Below are 14,476 nucleotides of genomic sequence, written 5' to 3' on the forward strand. Positions count from 1 at the left end.
GATGCCGATCGGGTTCGGCCTGATGGCGGCGCAGTTTCTCCGCTTCGTCTTTGGCCCCGTGACCATGCATACCGGCGAAGCGGGCGTGCACGAATGACACTCAAGAATACAAAAGGCGCAGGCAATGGAATGGTATGAGGCGCTCGTCTTTCTGCTGGGCATGATCCTGTTTTTCATGGCGCTCGGCGTTCCTGTGGCGCTGGCCTTTCTGGCCGCCAACATGATCGGCGCGGCCTATTTCATGGGCGGGCGTGGCGATATCGCCAGCCAGATGGCGCGCGGCATCGGGCAATTGGCCAACAACGCGATTCCCACCGTCACCTCTTTCAACCTGATGCCGGTGCCGATGTTCCTGCTGATGGGCGAGATCTTCTTTTTCACGGGGCTCGCCAACCGCATGTTCGGTGCGGTCGACCGACTGATGGGCAAGCTGCCCGCGCGCCTGTCCTTTGTCACCGTGGCGGGCGGCACCGCCTTTGCCACGCTTTCGGGGTCATCCATGGGCTCCACCGCGCTGTTGGGCTCCTTGATGGTGCCCGAGATGCAGAAACGCGGCTACAAGAAGCACATGGCCATTGGCCCGATCCTGGGCACTGGGGGCCTCGCGATGCTGATCCCGCCCTCGGCGCTGGCGGTGCTCCTGGCGACGCTGGCAGAGCTGGATATCGGCGACCTGCTGATCGCGGGCATCATGCCCGGGCTGATGCTCGCAATCTTCTACGCGGTCATGATCCTGGGCATGGCGCTATACGACCCCAGCGCCGCCCCCGCCTACGAGGTCGAAAGCTCCAGCTGGACCGAGAAGATGCGCCTGCTCTTCGTCGACATCCTGCCGATGGTGTCCATTGTGATCGGCGTGATCCTGGTGATCATGTTCGGCATCGCCACACCATCTGAGAGCGCCGCCTTCGGCTGCCTCGGCGTGGTTGTGCTGGCAGCCCTCTATCGCTCGCTGACATGGGATGGGATCGTCAAATCCGTGGCCGGCGCTCTCAAGGTGACCACCATGGCGCTGCTGATCATCTTCGGCTCGGCCACCTTCTCGGCGCTCCTGGCCTTCTCCGGGGCCTCCTCGGGGTTGATCCGCTGGGCCACGGGATTCGATCTGGAACCCATCACGATGCTCTTGATCATGTTCGCCATCCTGCTGGTTCTGGGCATGTTCATGGACCAGCTCAGCATGATGCTGCTGACCGTGCCGATCTTCTTTCCGCTGGCGCAGACGCTGGGGTTCGACCTGATCTGGTTCGGGGTGATCGTGCTGCTCGCGCTTGAGATCAGCTTCACCACCCCGCCCTTCGGCCTGCTGCTCTTCGTGATGAAGGGAGTTTCGGCCCCCGGCACCAGCATGCGCGACATCTATGTTTCGGCGCTTCCGTTCATCGGCTGTTCGATGCTTTTGGTGGCGCTGCTGATCATATTCCCCGGTATCGCGCTCTGGCTTCCGGGGTTGGGGCAGTAGCGGTTACAGTCAACGGACCACAGAGCGCGTAAATCAACCGACTGGAGCCCACTTATCGCGGGGGGCTCCAGTGCACCGCTTGAGAGCCCGGCATGCGCAGCGAGATAAAAGAGCGGCCTCATTGCTGACCAAAAGGACATTCGCTGGCCGCCTCTCCTGACAATGCCGAGCGGAGCGAAGTTTGTGTCAAACGTATATGTATGACCGAGGCGTCAAATGACGACAGCCTCAGGGTTCGCGTTGATCCCCCCAGTTCAACCAGGCAGCGTCCTCGGGCGACAGGAGCGAAGCGCAACGTTCATAATAGCGTGCGAGTTCATTGTCACTTAGGCGGCCTTCCCACTTGTTGGATGTGCCGGACGCAAAGAACTTCGCTTGATCCACGAAGGGCGAATCTTTGTGAAAGCGTCTTTCGCTGGCTTCGACTACCTTGCGCATGTTGGCAAACGTATTTGCCTCTGTCAGCGCAGCCAGAGTTTCCGGTGTCAGATCGATTTCCAAAATTCGGGCAAGCCGCGCAATCTGTCCGTGCAGATCTTTGCTCAGATCGGCGTAATGGAAGAAATGCACATTCCCCTTGCCCTCACGCGCTCTGGCCTGCTGGTAGTGATGTATGATGGAGCGCACTGTAAGATCATCCGTGCCCGTATCGGTCAGTGGTCCTTCGACAAATCTGTTGAAACCTGCCCGGATATCGTCGGGGAACATCTCTAATAGAGGACCCGCGTCTTTCATGTTCTCAACGTGGCTCCGAAACGAGAAATGGGCATCGACCGGATGACGATACACAACGATATAGGTCGGCTCTGAACCATATGAGATGCCGTCCATGGGCGTATGGCTTTTGAGGCAGCGCCGACGCGTCAGGCTGGTTTGCTTTTCGGCGATTGCTTTTCGGTCGCGAAATCCGCAATCGAGCCAAGGCGCTTCTTCTCTGTTGCCGGCATCCGGAACGACCCTGCCATGTATCAGCATCATGACGATATTCAACGTCCATGTCGTGCCGCATTTTGGGGGCGTGCAAACGATCACGTCGTTGGGCCGCAGCTGAAATTCATCCCAAATGTCGGTATTCGTGACCGGGCCGAGATAATCGCGGAGACGTTCTGTTTGGACAGTCTGCATTTGGCTTCCCCCAAGTCCGTAACCCCACGTTAGTCGACCAGCATCAAACCGCAAAGCAGTTTGAGCGTCAGGGATACGAGGCGATTAACCTCGACTATGGACCCATATCCGCCCGGTTCCCCTGAGGGATCAATGCCCGCAAAGGACCGCGAAACGTGTCGCAATATGAAGGGGGCGTACCGTTGCCTCCGCCAACCCCTCGCAGCCTCACAGCCCCTTGGGATGGGTCAGGAACTCTTCGATGATATGATCCGGCGCCTTGGTATAATCGCCCACCCGGCTCACCCCCTGCCCGGTCAGACGTTTCAGGTTCACGGCCATCTCGGCCATCTTCACCGCGATCGGAATGCCGTTGACCACTGGCGCCCCGTCGATCTGGTGATCATGGAACTGCGAGAACAGCAGCATCGGGATGCCGCCGCCAGGGATCAGCACATCGGTTCCCGCCGCCACCAGCGGCCGGCCCTGTTCCTCGAACAGGCGCTTGACTTCGGCGGCCTTGTCCGCATCGCCGTAGGCGCCCAGGATCTGCCCCGGCTCGAAGGTCATCGCATGCACGCCCGAGACCCGCTCGCGCAGTCCGTACTTGCCGATCTGGTGATGGAACCACGGGATGAAGCGCGGGTTGATGGTGACAATCCCCAGCCGCTGGCCCATCTGGCAGCACCACAGCATGGTCGCCTCACCGAGACCGATCACCGGGATATCCACAACCGAGCGCGCCTCATAGAGGCCAGCATCCTGGAAATGGCCGACAATGAAGGCGTCATAGCCCTCGCGCTCGGCCCGGATCGCGTTACAGATCATCTCGCGTGCGCAGCGGAACTCCACCAGTGGATGGGCATAGCTGTCAAACGGCGTGATCCCCCGGATGTCGACCTGCGTGCCCGGCGCCGACACCGCGTCCAGATGCGGCCCCAGCATGTCCCAGTATTCCGCCCCGTTCTCGTAATCCACATAGCTCTGATACCAGAGTTTCATCGCCTTCCTCCCTGACCCTCGCGCGCGCAAGCCGTGCGCATGCTCCTGCTTCTTTCTGGTTCAAAATACTCCGGAGCGCGAGGCGGAGCCTCGCAAGACCTCACCCCGCAAAGGAGCGGACCGTCTGAAGCGCACCGTCCAGCGCCCGGCCTTCCTCATCCTGCAACGCCGCCTCGCGCAGGCGGCTCACCCAGTCGGCGGCATCGGCCCGCCCGGCGACCAGATCGGCCCCTGCCATCACGCGATCGAACTTGGACAGCCCCCTTGCATGGGTGTCGGAATAGCCCTTGATCAGCCGACGGCAGCGTAGCAGTTCCACCGCCAGATCGTAGTCGCGCTGGCGTGTTTCGCCGACCTTGCGCAACCAGGCCTCCAGATGCGCCTGCTCCTGCGCATGGCGCAGGGTGCGGCGGCGATAGCCGCGCAGACCGGCCAGCAGGTAGAGCTGCAGGAAACCGCTCACCCGGTCGCTGCGGATGCGGCGGCCATGGCCGAACCAGCGGTCCAGCCGCGCCATCCAGCGCGGAGAAGCCGCCACCCGCGCCCCCAGACCTGCCGGCAGCATCGAGGATATCTCCTCGGCGCGCGGGTGCAGGAACTCGGTCACCTGCATCCCCTGCCGGGGCGCCCGACCCATTTCAGCATCGATGCGATTGCGCCGGGCAGCGCGCGTCTTGCGACCTGCCACCCGGATCACATCGTCATAGGCCATCGCATTGGCGATATGTTTGGCCGCCTCGCGGGTCAGCTCAAAACCTTGCGCGGGCTCGTCCTGTCGGGCCAGTGCGGTCAGCCGGTCAAGATACTCGCCGCCATAGGCGCAATCCTGAAAGTCGACGACCTTGCGCAACCCGGCACGGGCCATCTCGCGGGTGGGGGCAGGCAGGGCCTCGACCCGCGCTGTCAAGGCGGTCCAGGCCGCCAGCTGTGCCGCCGGCCCCTGAACGGCAGGCTCCGCAGGCGTTTTCGCCGCGACAGCGGCCTCTGGCTGCGCGGGATTGGCCGAGACCGCCTCGAACCCGGCGGCAAAGGCGGCAAGGCTGGCCTCCACCCCCTTGCCCGAGTTGCGGATCGCGGTCTCGAACGCATCGCGCGGGAAGGGCAGCGCACCCGAGCCTGCCAGCGCACCAAACAGGCTGGCCGAGATGACCGACCCCTTGGCGACTGCCAGCTGCTCCATATCCGCAGACAGGAACCTCGCTGCGGCGATCTCTGCGGCGGCCATCACCTCCTCGGCCTGCGCGATGCCGTTGCCCGGCACCATCTTCTCGGACACCGCCAACGCCCGATGTTCCGAGGCGATAAGCACGGTCCGGTCGGGCGTGACAAAGCCGCGCTGGATCGCCCGGCCCGCCTCCATCATCTCGGCAGCGATCAGGATGTCGACATCTCCGGCGGCGGGGGCCAGCGAAAACACCGGCGCCACCACGCCCTCGGGCGCGATTTCGATGTAATAGATGGTGGCGCCGGTGCGCTGGGCCACGCCCGCGACCGAGGTCGCCTGCACCGCGCGGCCAGCGGCGCGGGCCACGGCCTCGATCCAGCCGGTCAGCACGCCGCCGCCCTGCCCGCCCACGGCCATGACCACCAGCTTGGTGATCGCGCGGGCGCTGTCGGCGCCCTGCGGGGTCATCACGCTGTCCATACGGGTCATGACGCCTCTCCGAAATCGAGCTGTCGACGCGCACGCCGGTCTTGCAACCAGGTGATGATACGGCTGCGCCAGCCTGCCAACAGCCGTTCCCAGGGCCCCGGATTGTGCACGAGGTCGACGCGATAGAACGAGGGGCACAGAACCGCCGCCTCCGCCACCTCGCCACAATTGCCGCAACCGACGCAGGTCTGGTCGATGCTGGCCACCGGATCGTCGCGCAGCGGGTCGTCCAGGACCTTGAGCGACAGCGAGGGGCAGCCCGAGAGGCGAATACAGGCGTGATCGCCCGTGCAGATATCCTCGTCCACGCCAAAGCGCGGCGCCTCGACGCGGCGCCCTTCGCGGATCGCCTGCGCCCGCAGCGGTTTTTCCCGCCGCTGCCTGTTCAGCATGCATTCCGACGAGGCTACGATCAGTTTTGGCCCGTCATAATCGGTGGTCAGCGCCTCGCGGATGGTGTCGCGCATATGGCCCACGTCATAGGTGCGGTCGATCTGGCGCACCCATTTCACCCCCACCCCTTCCAGCGCCTTGGAAATCGGGTTGCCGGTGGCCTTTGACGGGTTCTTGGCGCGCGAGGACAGCACATCCTGCCCACCGGTGGCGGCCGAATAATAATTGTCGACCACGATGGCCACGCTGTCGGACCGGTTGAACACCATGTTGCCGATCGAGGAGCTGAGCCCGTTATGCCAGAACCCGCCATCGCCGATGAAAGACACCGCCCGCCGCGCGCCGCCACCATCGAACGCCGCGTTCGAGGCCGGGCCAAGCCCGTATCCCATGGTCGAGCCGCCGATCTCGAAGGGCGGCAGGGCGGCAAAGAGGTGGCAGCCGATATCGCCGGTGATCTGGTGCTTGCCCAGCTCCTGTTCGACCAGCTTCATCGCGGCAAAGATGGGCCGTTCCGGGCAGCCGGTGCAGAAGCCCGGCGGCCGGATCGGCACGGTCTGCGACAGGTCGGGCATCTCGGGCGGCGGCGCATTGGGGGCGATCACCTGCCCCGGCAAAAGCTGTGGCGCGGTGTCCTTGAGGAAACCCGCGATCCCGTCAAGCATGATCTGGCCAGTATACTCGCCCGCCATGGGGAAGAGGCCCTTGCCATGCAGGCGCACCGGCGACCCTGCCCGGTGCAGCATCGCGGCCAGCCCCTGTTCGATGAACTCGGGCTGCCCCTCTTCAACGACCAGCAGCGCCTCCTTGCCCTTGGCAAACGCCAGAAACTCGGCGCTCACCAGTGGATAGGTGACGTTCAGCACATAGAGCGGGATGGCCGAACGCCCTTCGATATCGGCCAGACCCAGCCTTTGCAGCGCGCGAATGACGCCGTTATACATGCCGCCCTGCACCACCAGACCCACGGGCGCGGTCTCGGGGCCAAAGACCTCGTTCAGCCCCTGTTCGGTGATGAACCGCTCGGCGGCGGGCCAGCGGTTTTCCACCTTGTCGCGCTCATGCTGATAGGACATCGGCGGCAGCACCACGCGGGCGAAATCGCGGCGTGGCTCTGACAGCGCGTCGCGCACGCTGAGCGGCGGGCGCAGATTATCGGCGCACGCGAACTGCCCCGTGACGTGGCAGGACCGGATCCGCACCATCAGCATCACCGGCGTGTTCGACACCTCGGACAGGTCAAACCCTTTTTTAACCGCCTGCACGATGGACGGCAGGTTTGGGCGCGGGTCGAGCAGCCAGAATTGCGATTTCATCGCAAAGGCGTGGCTGCGCTCCTGCATGATCGAGGAACCCTCGCCATAATCCTCGCCCACGATCACCAGCGCCCCGCCGGTGACGCCGGACGAGGCCAGATTGGCCAGTGCATCCGAGGCCACGTTGACCCCCACCGCACCCTTGAAGGTAACCGCCCCCCGGATCGGATAATGTACCGAGGCAGCCAGCATGGCCGCCGCCGCCGCCTCGGACGCGTTCGCCTCGTACCGCACGCCGAGTTCGCCCAGCAGGTCCTGCGCATCGGCCAGCACATCCATCAGGTGGCTGATCGGCGCGCCCTGATAGCCGCCGACATAGCCCACGCCCGATTCCAGCAAGGCCTTGGTGATGGCCAGGATGCCCTCGCCGGTGAATGTCTCGCCCGCGCCCAGACGCAAATCCTGCACTTCGCGCTTGAAGGATCGCTCCGCCATGGCCGCCTCAGATCTCGTGCACGCGGATATTGGCGAGCATCTTGTTCAGCGTCGCCAGAAAGGCCTGCCGCTCCTGGGGCGCAATACCCTGGAACATGCGGTCGTGGCTGGCGCGCATATGCGGCCAGAGGCGGTCATAGACCGCACGGCCCGCAGGCGTCAGGTACACCCGGCTGGACCTCTGGTCATCGCTGTCCACCTCGCGGCGCACCAATCCGTCGGCCTGCAACCCGTCGAGCGCCCGTGACAGGGTGGATTGTTCGACCACCGCAAAAACACCGAGTGTACCGATCGGTAACCCATCCTTGGCCGACAGGATCGCCAGCGCCCGCATCTTGGCCGTACTCAGCCCCAGCGCGGTCATCTCCTTGCGCAGGTTGGCGTTGTAGCGCCCCATGATCCGGTTCATCAGGTATGGCGCATAGCCTTCGAGGCCGATTTCGGCCAATTCCCTGAGCTGTTCGGTTTGATCGGTCGATTCGGACATCTGGATCTTTCGGTCGTTGCTGCCCTTCAGAGTTCCCGAAATTATATGCAAATGCAAGTAACTTGATCCCCATGGCGACGCAAGCCACCGGTTTTCCAGCTTCGGGCTTGTCAAATCCGCCCGACCTGGCAATCACGGGCGGGAACAACAGGACCAGAGAGAGGGCGAACCCGAGACATGGACAAGATCTTCATCACAGAGCGCGAACTGCGTTTCGGCGACTGCGACATTTCAGGGACCGCCTATTTCCCCTCCTACCTCGACATCCTCAACAGCGTGAACGAGGAGTTCTGGGCCGTCATGGGCTTTCCGTGGCACCACATCATATGGAACGAGCGGTGGGGCACGCCGACGGTGCACCTGAGCTGCGATTTCTCGAAACCTTCGTTCTTTGGCGAGACGCTGCGGTTCGAACTGGGGGTGGTCAAGGTGGGTCGTTCGTCTGTCACCGTCCGCCACCGGATCAGTTGCGGTGAGGAAATCCGCTGGTCCTCGACCCAGGTTCTGGCCGCCAGCGATCTGGACAAACACACCTCGATCCCATGGCCGGATGCGATGCGCGAGGCGCTGGAGGCGCGCCTCGCTACTGTCGATGAACTCGGCTTCTGACGTTACATCTGTCCGGGCAGGTAAAGCGCCAGCGCCGGCACCGCCAGCAACAGCGCCAGACGGATGATATCGACCATCCAGAACGGGGTCACCCCGCGAAAGATGGTGCCGGTGGTCACGTCGCCGACCACGCCCTTGAGCACGAAGACATTCAGCCCCACGGGTGGGGTAATCAGGCTGATCTCGGTCACCACCACGACCACGATACCGAACCAGATCGGGTCATAGCCCAGCCCGGTCACCAGCGGAAAGAAGATCGGCACCGTGAGCAGCAGCATCGACAGAGATTCGAACACGCAACCCAGCGCGATATAGATCGCCAGGATCACCGCCATCACCTGCCAGGGGCGCAACTCGTAGGTGGTGATGAGATCGCTCAGCGCCGTTGGAAGCCCGGCGATATTGACGAAGTTGGAGAATATCCAGGCGCCAATCAGCACCGCGAACAGGCTGGCCGCCGTGATCGAGGTTTCCAGCAGCACCTCGAGCGTGTCCTTGAGGTTGAGCCGGCGCCGCGCCAGCGCGATCAGGAACGCGCCCATCGCGCCCATCCCCGCCGCCTCGGTCGGGGAAAAGTTGATGTTGAGCGGCGGGATGTCGAACAGGCCGTAAAGCCCGCCGATCACAAGGAAGAACAGCAGCATGACCGCCCAGACCTCGCGCAGGGCGGCCAGCCGCCCGCGCAGCGGCACCCGCTCGCCCGCGGGGCCCGCCGCCGGATTGCGCCAGACCGTCCAGCGCACCGCGCAGAGATACAGCAGGATGCCCAGCATTCCCGGCACGATACCGGCAACAAACAGCTTGCCGATCGAGGTCTCGGTCAACAGCCCATAGATCACCAGAATGACCGAGGGCGGGATCAGGATGCCCAGCGTACCCCCCGCCGCGATCGAGGCGGTGGACAGCGAGTCGGAATAGCCGAACCGGCGCATCTCGGGCATGGCCACCTTGGCCATGGTGGCCGCCGTGGCCAGCGACGAGCCGGAAATGGCGGCGAACCCGCCACAGGCCACGATGGTGGCCATCGCCAGACCGCCGCGCAGGTGGCCCAGAAAGGCGTTCGAGGCGGCGTAAAGCTCGCGACTGATGCCGCCCTTGTTCACGAACAGGCCCATCAGGATGAACAGCGGCACCACCGAAAGGCCATAGTCCTGGCTGGTGTCGATGATCAACCGCGCCACCATCGAGATCGAGGCGCGAAAGCTGGTCTCGGTCATGAAGCCGACCATGCCGACAAAGCCCATGGCAAAGGCGATGGGCACGCGCAGCAGGATCAGCGCCAGAACCGCGCCAAAGCCGATCAGAGATGCGGTCATGAAACGCCTCCCGCAAGGCGTGGCGCGACCAGCAGCAGCACACCCCGCACCACCAGCACCACCGCCGTGACGAGGGTCAGCAGGGCAATGAACCAGCCCACATAATGCAGCGGCAAGCGCAGATATTCCATCACATCCCCATAGGATCGAGACCGTTCGGCCAGGTCATAGACCCGGCTGGCGGGCCAGAACAGGATGATGCCGCAGAACAGGCAGACCGCCGCATCGCGCCAGCGCGACAGGCGCAGGCGGTGGAACGGGCCATCCAGCAGATCGACGCTGACATGAGCGTTTCGGCCCGACAGCACCGGCATCACCGAAAACACCATGACCGCCATCAACAGCCGCGTCAGGTCGGCGGCCACCTCGATGGGCGCGTTGAAGATCGAACGCAGCAGCACATCGGCAAAGGTCATCACCATCAGCACGAACAGCGCCGCCGAGGCCAGCAGCCCCGGCAGCCAGACCGAAAGGGAAAAAATACGTTTCATCATGATGTCATTTTATCAGACCCGGCGCCGCACCCGCGCGGCGCCGGTCCTGCCGCTCAGTTGGCGGCCATTTCGGCCTTGACCATGTCATAGGCGGCCTGGGCATCGACACCAGCGGCATCAAGCTCGGCCAGCACCTTGGCGGTCACCTCGGCGGCGATCGCGGCGAATGCCGCCTGATCCTCGGCCGAGGCCTCGACGATCTTGGTGCCCTCGGTGCCGCGCGTCGCCTCATAGGCGATCATGTCGGACTTGTCCCATGCGGCGCCCGCCATGCGGCTGGCCGGTTCGCCGAACACCTTCTCGTCAAGCGCCGCCTGCACATCTGCGGGCAGGCTGTCAAAGGTCTCCTGGCTCATGATGATGGCAAAGGACCCACGATAAAGCCCGCCAGGCATGTCATAGAGGTTCTTGGCCACTTCGTTGAGCTTGAAGCCCACCCGCTCGCCCACATTCATCGCCACCGCGTCGGCAGCACCCGATTCCAGAGTCTCATAGACCTTGGGCGCGGGCACGTTGATGCCCACAAGGCCCAGCGCCGCGCCGACATCGCCGGCGACACCGCCGCCGATCCGGGTTTTCAACCCGTTCAGGTCTGCCAGCGAGGCCACGTCCTTGCTGGTATGAATCTGGCCCGGCCCATGGGTGTTGAGCGCCACCAGCTTGACGCCGCGATGCTCGCCCAGCTTGCCCAGATGCTGGGTATGCACGCGCCAGTAGGCGACCGAGGCGGCCTCGGCATTGCCCTCGTATCCCGGCAATTCGATCAGCTTGGTGCCGATGAAGCGGCCCGGCTGGTAGCCGTGAAAGATGATCGCCATGTCGGCGGCGCCGTCCTGGATCAGGTCCATCTGTGCCGGCGGCGGCGCCAGGCCAAAAACCAGCTCGCCGCTGACCTGCCCGTCGGTGGCCTCTTCCATCATCCCGATCAACCCGGCAAAAATCTCGGTATTGATGCCGTGAGTGGGCGGCAACCAGGTCGAGATGCGCAAGGTGGTATCGGCGGCCCAGGCGGCAGCGCCGGTGCTGGCGGCCACGATCGCGGCTGCGGCCAGCCGTGCAAAATGCTTCATGTCTTCCTCCCTCGTGAATCGGTGCACCAGAGCATCCGGGCACCCGTTCACCGGCCAGCATCACATCGCGCTTTGCCACTTGTCAAGAAATATGAAATTGCATGTATTCGAGATCATGCCCCCTCGGTCGGGCGGTCCAGCACATCCAGCAATGTACGCAAAACCCCCTTGATCCGGGCGGCATCGGTATCGGCCAGCGCCGAGAGCAGCCGCGCCTCGTGCGCGCGCGCTGAGGTAACAAGTGCTTCGGCCAAGGCCCGACCTTCATCGGTCAACCGCACCCGCACCCGACGCTTGTCCTTGGCATCGGCTACCCGTGTCACCAGCCCGCGCGCATCCATCTGATCGACGATTCGGGTCATGCGCGACTGCTCCATCAACGACAGCTTGGCCAGCCGGGTGATCATCATCGCGTCATTGTCCACCAGACAGGCCAGCACCCGCCATTCGGGCACCCGCAGCCCTTGAGCGCGGATATGGTCGTGAAACTGGGCGCTGGCCTCCTCGCTGGAGGCGGCCAGAAGATACAGTAAATAGCCGGAAACAAAGGTGTCATCGCGCGTTTCGGTCATGGGTCCTGAATTTGTCTTGACTCGATTTATATGATTTTTCATATTTCCACCAGGGAGGCGCCGAAACATGCTTTTGCTGAGAATTGCGCAGAAACAGGCCGTGACCAAGCGGATTTCGGCCTTTACCCTGGTGGCAGCCGAGCGAGACCCCCTGCCCGACCATGCCGCTGGGGCCCATATCGAGGTGCAGACAGCAGCCGGGCCGCGCGCCTATTCGCTGATCGACTGGCCCGAGCGGCAGCCCGGCGCCTGGCAGATCGCGGTCCAGCGCGAGGACGATGGCGATGGCGGCAGCCGCGCCATGCATGCCCTTTCCGAGGGCGACACGATCACGGCGACGGCGCCCAAGAACGATTTCGAACTGCACCCCGGTGACAAGCCTGTCGCCCTGCTGGCAGGTGGCATAGGAGTGACGCCGCTGATCTCGATGGCCACGGAGCTGGCCGCGTCGGGGCGCGTGTTCACCTTTCATCATGCCGGCCGCAGCGCGGGCGACATGGCCTATGTCGACCGCCTGGCCGCTGCCTTTGGCGACCGCTACCATCCCCATTACGACGATACCGCGCCGCTGGACCTGAACACGCTGATGGCGGGTCTGGCTGGCCATGCGCTCTATATCTGTGGACCGAAAGGCATGATCGAAGCCGCCCGCGCCAGCGCCGAGGCGGCCGGCATCACCGACATCCATGTGGAACTCTTCACCAATGCCGCGCCCAGCGCGGGCGACAGCGCCTTCGAGGTCGAGATCGCCTCGTCGGGCCAGGTCATCACCGTGGCGCCCGACCAGACCATCATCGAGGCGCTCGAGGCCGCGGGCCTCGACCTTCTTTATGATTGTCAACGCGGCGATTGCGGCATCTGCCAGACCGAGGTGATCGCGGGCACCCCCGATCACCGCGACGTGGTGCTCAGCCAGGCCGAACGCGACAGCGGCAAGGTCATGCAAATCTGTGTCAGCCGGGCGCTCAGCGCGCGCCTCGTGCTGGATCTGTAAGGGAGGAAGGCATGAACGCGGAAGATATCAGGGCGATGATCCAGCCCGGCCAGGTCCATCGCGATGTCTATATCAGCGATGCGGTCTATCAGCTGGAAATGCGCCACCTTTTCACCAATGCCTGGGTCTTTGTCGGCCATGACAGCCAGACCCCGAACAAGGGCGATTACATCACCACCCAGGTCGGTGACCAGCCGGTGATCATGGTGCGCCACACCGATGGCGAGGTGAAGGTTCTTTACAACCGCTGCCCGCACAAGGGCACCAAGATCGCCATCGACCGGGCCGGCAACACGGGCAAGTTCTTTCGCTGCCCCTATCACGCCTGGAGCTTCAAGACCGACGGCTGCCTGCTCGCCATCCCGCTGAAGAAGGGATACGAGGGCACCGGCCTGTCCGAGTCGCAGAACGGCAAGGGGATGCAGGCGGTGGGCGCGGTGCACAACTATCGCGGCTTTGTCTTTGCCCGGCTGGCCGAGGAAGGCATCGGGTTCGACGACTTCTTTGGCGGTTCTCTCAGTTCCATCGACAACATGGTCGACCGCGCGCCTGAAGGCCGCGTGGAAATTTCCGGCCCGCCGCTGCGCTACATGCACAAGTGCAACTGGAAGATGCTGGTCGAGAACCAGACCGACACCTGCCACCCGATGGTGGCGCATGAAAGCTCGGCCGGGACGGCGGTGAAGATCTATGAACAGATGGGCAACCACGAACCGCGCCCCCCCGCGATGCAGATCATCGCGCCGTTCATGAGCCCTTATGAGTTCTTCGAGGATATGGGCATCCGCACCTGGCCCAATGGCCACGGCCATACCGGCGTCAACATGTCGATCCATTCGAACTATGACGCGATCCCCGGCTATTTCGAGGCGATGGTCGAGAGTTACGGCGAGGAACGCGCCAAGGCGATCCTGGACGAGAACCGGCACAACACGGTCTATTTCCCCAATATCATGATCAAGGCGCCGCTGACGCAGCTGCGCAACTTCATCCCGCTGGGGGCGGACCGGACGCTGGTGGAAAGCTATGTCTACCGGCTGGTCGGCGCGCCCGAGCAGCTGACCGCCATGTCGGCCATGTATAACCGGATGATCAACGCCCCCACCTCGATCGTGGGCCATGACGATCTGGAGATGTACGAGCGCGCGCAAGAGGGGCTGCATGCCGAGGGCATGCAATGGGTCGATATCCGGCGCCTGCATACGGGGCCAGAGGATTTCGAGAGCGAAGCGGTCGAAAACGGCACCACCGAACGGCAGATGCGCAACCAGTTCCACGCCTGGGCCAAATTCATGACCATGTCGATGGAGGACGCCGCCGGCGTCGCCGCCGAATGAGCGAGGGGAATGCAGCAATGATCACCCGCGACGACGTGATCGACTTCATCTATGCCGAAACCCGGATGCTGGACGAGGGTCGTTATACCGAATGGCTCGACCTCTGGCTGCCCGATGCGGTCTACTGGATGCCGCTCGACTACAAGCAGGCCGATCCGGTCAATGCGACCTCGTTCCTTTACGAGGACAATTTCATGCTGCGCCTCAGGGTCGAGCGGCTGAATGGCGAGC

At 63.6% G+C, this 14,476-nt stretch carries 14 protein-coding genes; 5 read left to right on the forward strand and 9 right to left on the reverse strand.

Annotation, left to right across the window (positions count from 1 at the left end; translation table 11 throughout):
- The first annotated feature begins 124 nt into the window (after positions 1-124).
- Entirely contained in the window at positions 125-1,462 is a 1,338-nt protein-coding gene (locus AC2FNA_RS23830) for a TRAP transporter large permease (protein ID WP_496830875.1), read from the forward strand.
- A gap of 228 nt (positions 1,463-1,690) precedes the next feature.
- On the opposite strand, the gene AC2FNA_RS23835 is transcribed toward AC2FNA_RS23830, so the two are convergent.
- The 5 genes from AC2FNA_RS23835 to AC2FNA_RS23855 all read right to left on the reverse strand — a co-directional run bounded on the left by AC2FNA_RS23835 (position 1,691) and on the right by AC2FNA_RS23855 (position 7,853).
- Positions 1,691-2,587, reverse strand: a complete 897-nt coding sequence (locus tag AC2FNA_RS23835) for a sulfotransferase domain-containing protein (protein ID WP_496830877.1) — start codon at positions 2,585-2,587, stop codon at positions 1,691-1,693.
- 207 nt (positions 2,588-2,794) lie between these two features.
- Complete coding sequence (locus tag AC2FNA_RS23840) at positions 2,795-3,568, reverse strand: aspartate/glutamate racemase family protein (protein WP_496830879.1); 774 nt, start codon at positions 3,566-3,568, stop codon at positions 2,795-2,797.
- Positions 3,569-3,668: 100 nt separating this feature from the next.
- Positions 3,669-5,222, reverse strand: a complete 1,554-nt coding sequence (locus AC2FNA_RS23845) for an indolepyruvate oxidoreductase subunit beta family protein (protein ID WP_496830881.1) — start codon at positions 5,220-5,222, stop codon at positions 3,669-3,671.
- Positions 5,219-7,366 (reverse strand): thiamine pyrophosphate-dependent enzyme, encoded by a 2,148-nt coding sequence (locus tag AC2FNA_RS23850; protein ID WP_496830883.1) that lies wholly within the window; start codon positions 7,364-7,366, stop codon positions 5,219-5,221. The genes AC2FNA_RS23845 and AC2FNA_RS23850 overlap by 4 nt, the downstream gene beginning before the upstream one ends.
- A 7-nt stretch (positions 7,367-7,373) precedes the next feature.
- Positions 7,374-7,853 (reverse strand): MarR family winged helix-turn-helix transcriptional regulator, encoded by a 480-nt coding sequence (locus AC2FNA_RS23855; protein ID WP_496830885.1) that lies wholly within the window; start codon positions 7,851-7,853, stop codon positions 7,374-7,376.
- 177 nt (positions 7,854-8,030) lie between these two features.
- Here AC2FNA_RS23855 and AC2FNA_RS23860 point away from each other — a divergent pair, with 177 nt between their 5' ends.
- Entirely contained in the window at positions 8,031-8,462 is a 432-nt protein-coding gene (locus tag AC2FNA_RS23860) for an acyl-CoA thioesterase (RefSeq protein ID WP_496830887.1), read from the forward strand.
- Between the two features lie 2 nt (positions 8,463-8,464).
- Here AC2FNA_RS23860 and AC2FNA_RS23865 read toward each other — a convergent pair whose 3' ends face one another.
- The 4 genes from AC2FNA_RS23865 to AC2FNA_RS23880 all read right to left on the reverse strand — a co-directional run bounded on the left by AC2FNA_RS23865 (position 8,465) and on the right by AC2FNA_RS23880 (position 11,914).
- A complete protein-coding gene (locus tag AC2FNA_RS23865; protein WP_496830889.1) occupies positions 8,465-9,778 on the reverse strand; it encodes a TRAP transporter large permease in 1,314 nt (437 codons plus the stop codon).
- Entirely contained in the window at positions 9,775-10,269 is a 495-nt protein-coding gene (locus tag AC2FNA_RS23870; RefSeq protein WP_496830891.1) for a TRAP transporter small permease, read from the reverse strand. Before AC2FNA_RS23870 ends, AC2FNA_RS23865 begins: the two co-directional genes overlap by 4 nt.
- Positions 10,270-10,325: 56 nt before the next feature.
- Entirely contained in the window at positions 10,326-11,342 is a 1,017-nt protein-coding gene (locus AC2FNA_RS23875) for a TRAP transporter substrate-binding protein (RefSeq protein WP_496830892.1), read from the reverse strand.
- 113 nt (positions 11,343-11,455) lie between these two features.
- Positions 11,456-11,914 carry a MarR family winged helix-turn-helix transcriptional regulator gene (locus AC2FNA_RS23880; RefSeq protein WP_496830894.1) on the reverse strand — a complete coding sequence of 153 codons (459 nt, stop codon included), beginning with the start codon at positions 11,912-11,914 and terminating at the stop codon, positions 11,456-11,458.
- Between the two features lie 67 nt (positions 11,915-11,981).
- On the opposite strand from AC2FNA_RS23880, the gene AC2FNA_RS23885 reads away from it, so the two are divergent.
- The 3 genes from AC2FNA_RS23885 to AC2FNA_RS23895 all read left to right on the forward strand — a co-directional run.
- Entirely contained in the window at positions 11,982-12,908 is a 927-nt protein-coding gene (locus AC2FNA_RS23885; protein ID WP_496830896.1) for a PDR/VanB family oxidoreductase, read from the forward strand.
- Between the two features lie 11 nt (positions 12,909-12,919).
- Positions 12,920-14,245 carry an aromatic ring-hydroxylating dioxygenase subunit alpha gene (locus tag AC2FNA_RS23890; RefSeq protein ID WP_496830898.1) on the forward strand — a complete coding sequence of 442 codons (1,326 nt, stop codon included), beginning with the start codon at positions 12,920-12,922 and terminating at the stop codon, positions 14,243-14,245.
- 17 nt (positions 14,246-14,262) lie between these two features.
- Positions 14,263-14,476 (forward strand): aromatic-ring-hydroxylating dioxygenase subunit beta (locus AC2FNA_RS23895; protein ID WP_496830900.1); only part of this gene is annotated, 214 nt, incomplete at its 3' end.

The organism is Ruegeria sp. YKSD163 (assembly GCF_059612905.1).

Bases quoted from the DNA above. Each gene is read 5' to 3' on its own strand.
- AC2FNA_RS23865 (WP_496830889.1), bottom strand. From the start codon at position 9,778: ATGACCGCATCTCTGATCGGCTTTGGCGCGGTTCTGGCGCTGATCCTG.
- AC2FNA_RS23880 (WP_496830894.1), bottom strand. From the start codon at position 11,914: ATGACCGAAACGCGCGATGACACCTTTGTTTCCGGCTATTTACTGTAT.
- AC2FNA_RS23855 (WP_496830885.1), bottom strand. From the start codon at position 7,853: ATGTCCGAATCGACCGATCAAACCGAACAGCTCAGGGAATTGGCCGAA.
- AC2FNA_RS23850 (WP_496830883.1), bottom strand. From the start codon at position 7,366: ATGGCGGAGCGATCCTTCAAGCGCGAAGTGCAGGATTTGCGTCTGGGC.
- AC2FNA_RS23860 (WP_496830887.1), top strand. From the start codon at position 8,031: ATGGACAAGATCTTCATCACAGAGCGCGAACTGCGTTTCGGCGACTGC.
- AC2FNA_RS23845 (WP_496830881.1), bottom strand. From the start codon at position 5,222: ATGACCCGTATGGACAGCGTGATGACCCCGCAGGGCGCCGACAGCGCC.
- AC2FNA_RS23875 (WP_496830892.1), bottom strand. From the start codon at position 11,342: ATGAAGCATTTTGCACGGCTGGCCGCAGCCGCGATCGTGGCCGCCAGC.
- AC2FNA_RS23835 (WP_496830877.1), bottom strand. From the start codon at position 2,587: ATGCAGACTGTCCAAACAGAACGTCTCCGCGATTATCTCGGCCCGGTC.
- AC2FNA_RS23830 (WP_496830875.1), top strand. From the start codon at position 125: ATGGAATGGTATGAGGCGCTCGTCTTTCTGCTGGGCATGATCCTGTTT.
- AC2FNA_RS23840 (WP_496830879.1), bottom strand. From the start codon at position 3,568: ATGAAACTCTGGTATCAGAGCTATGTGGATTACGAGAACGGGGCGGAA.
- AC2FNA_RS23890 (WP_496830898.1), top strand. From the start codon at position 12,920: ATGAACGCGGAAGATATCAGGGCGATGATCCAGCCCGGCCAGGTCCAT.
- AC2FNA_RS23885 (WP_496830896.1), top strand. From the start codon at position 11,982: ATGCTTTTGCTGAGAATTGCGCAGAAACAGGCCGTGACCAAGCGGATT.
- AC2FNA_RS23870 (WP_496830891.1), bottom strand. From the start codon at position 10,269: ATGAAACGTATTTTTTCCCTTTCGGTCTGGCTGCCGGGGCTGCTGGCC.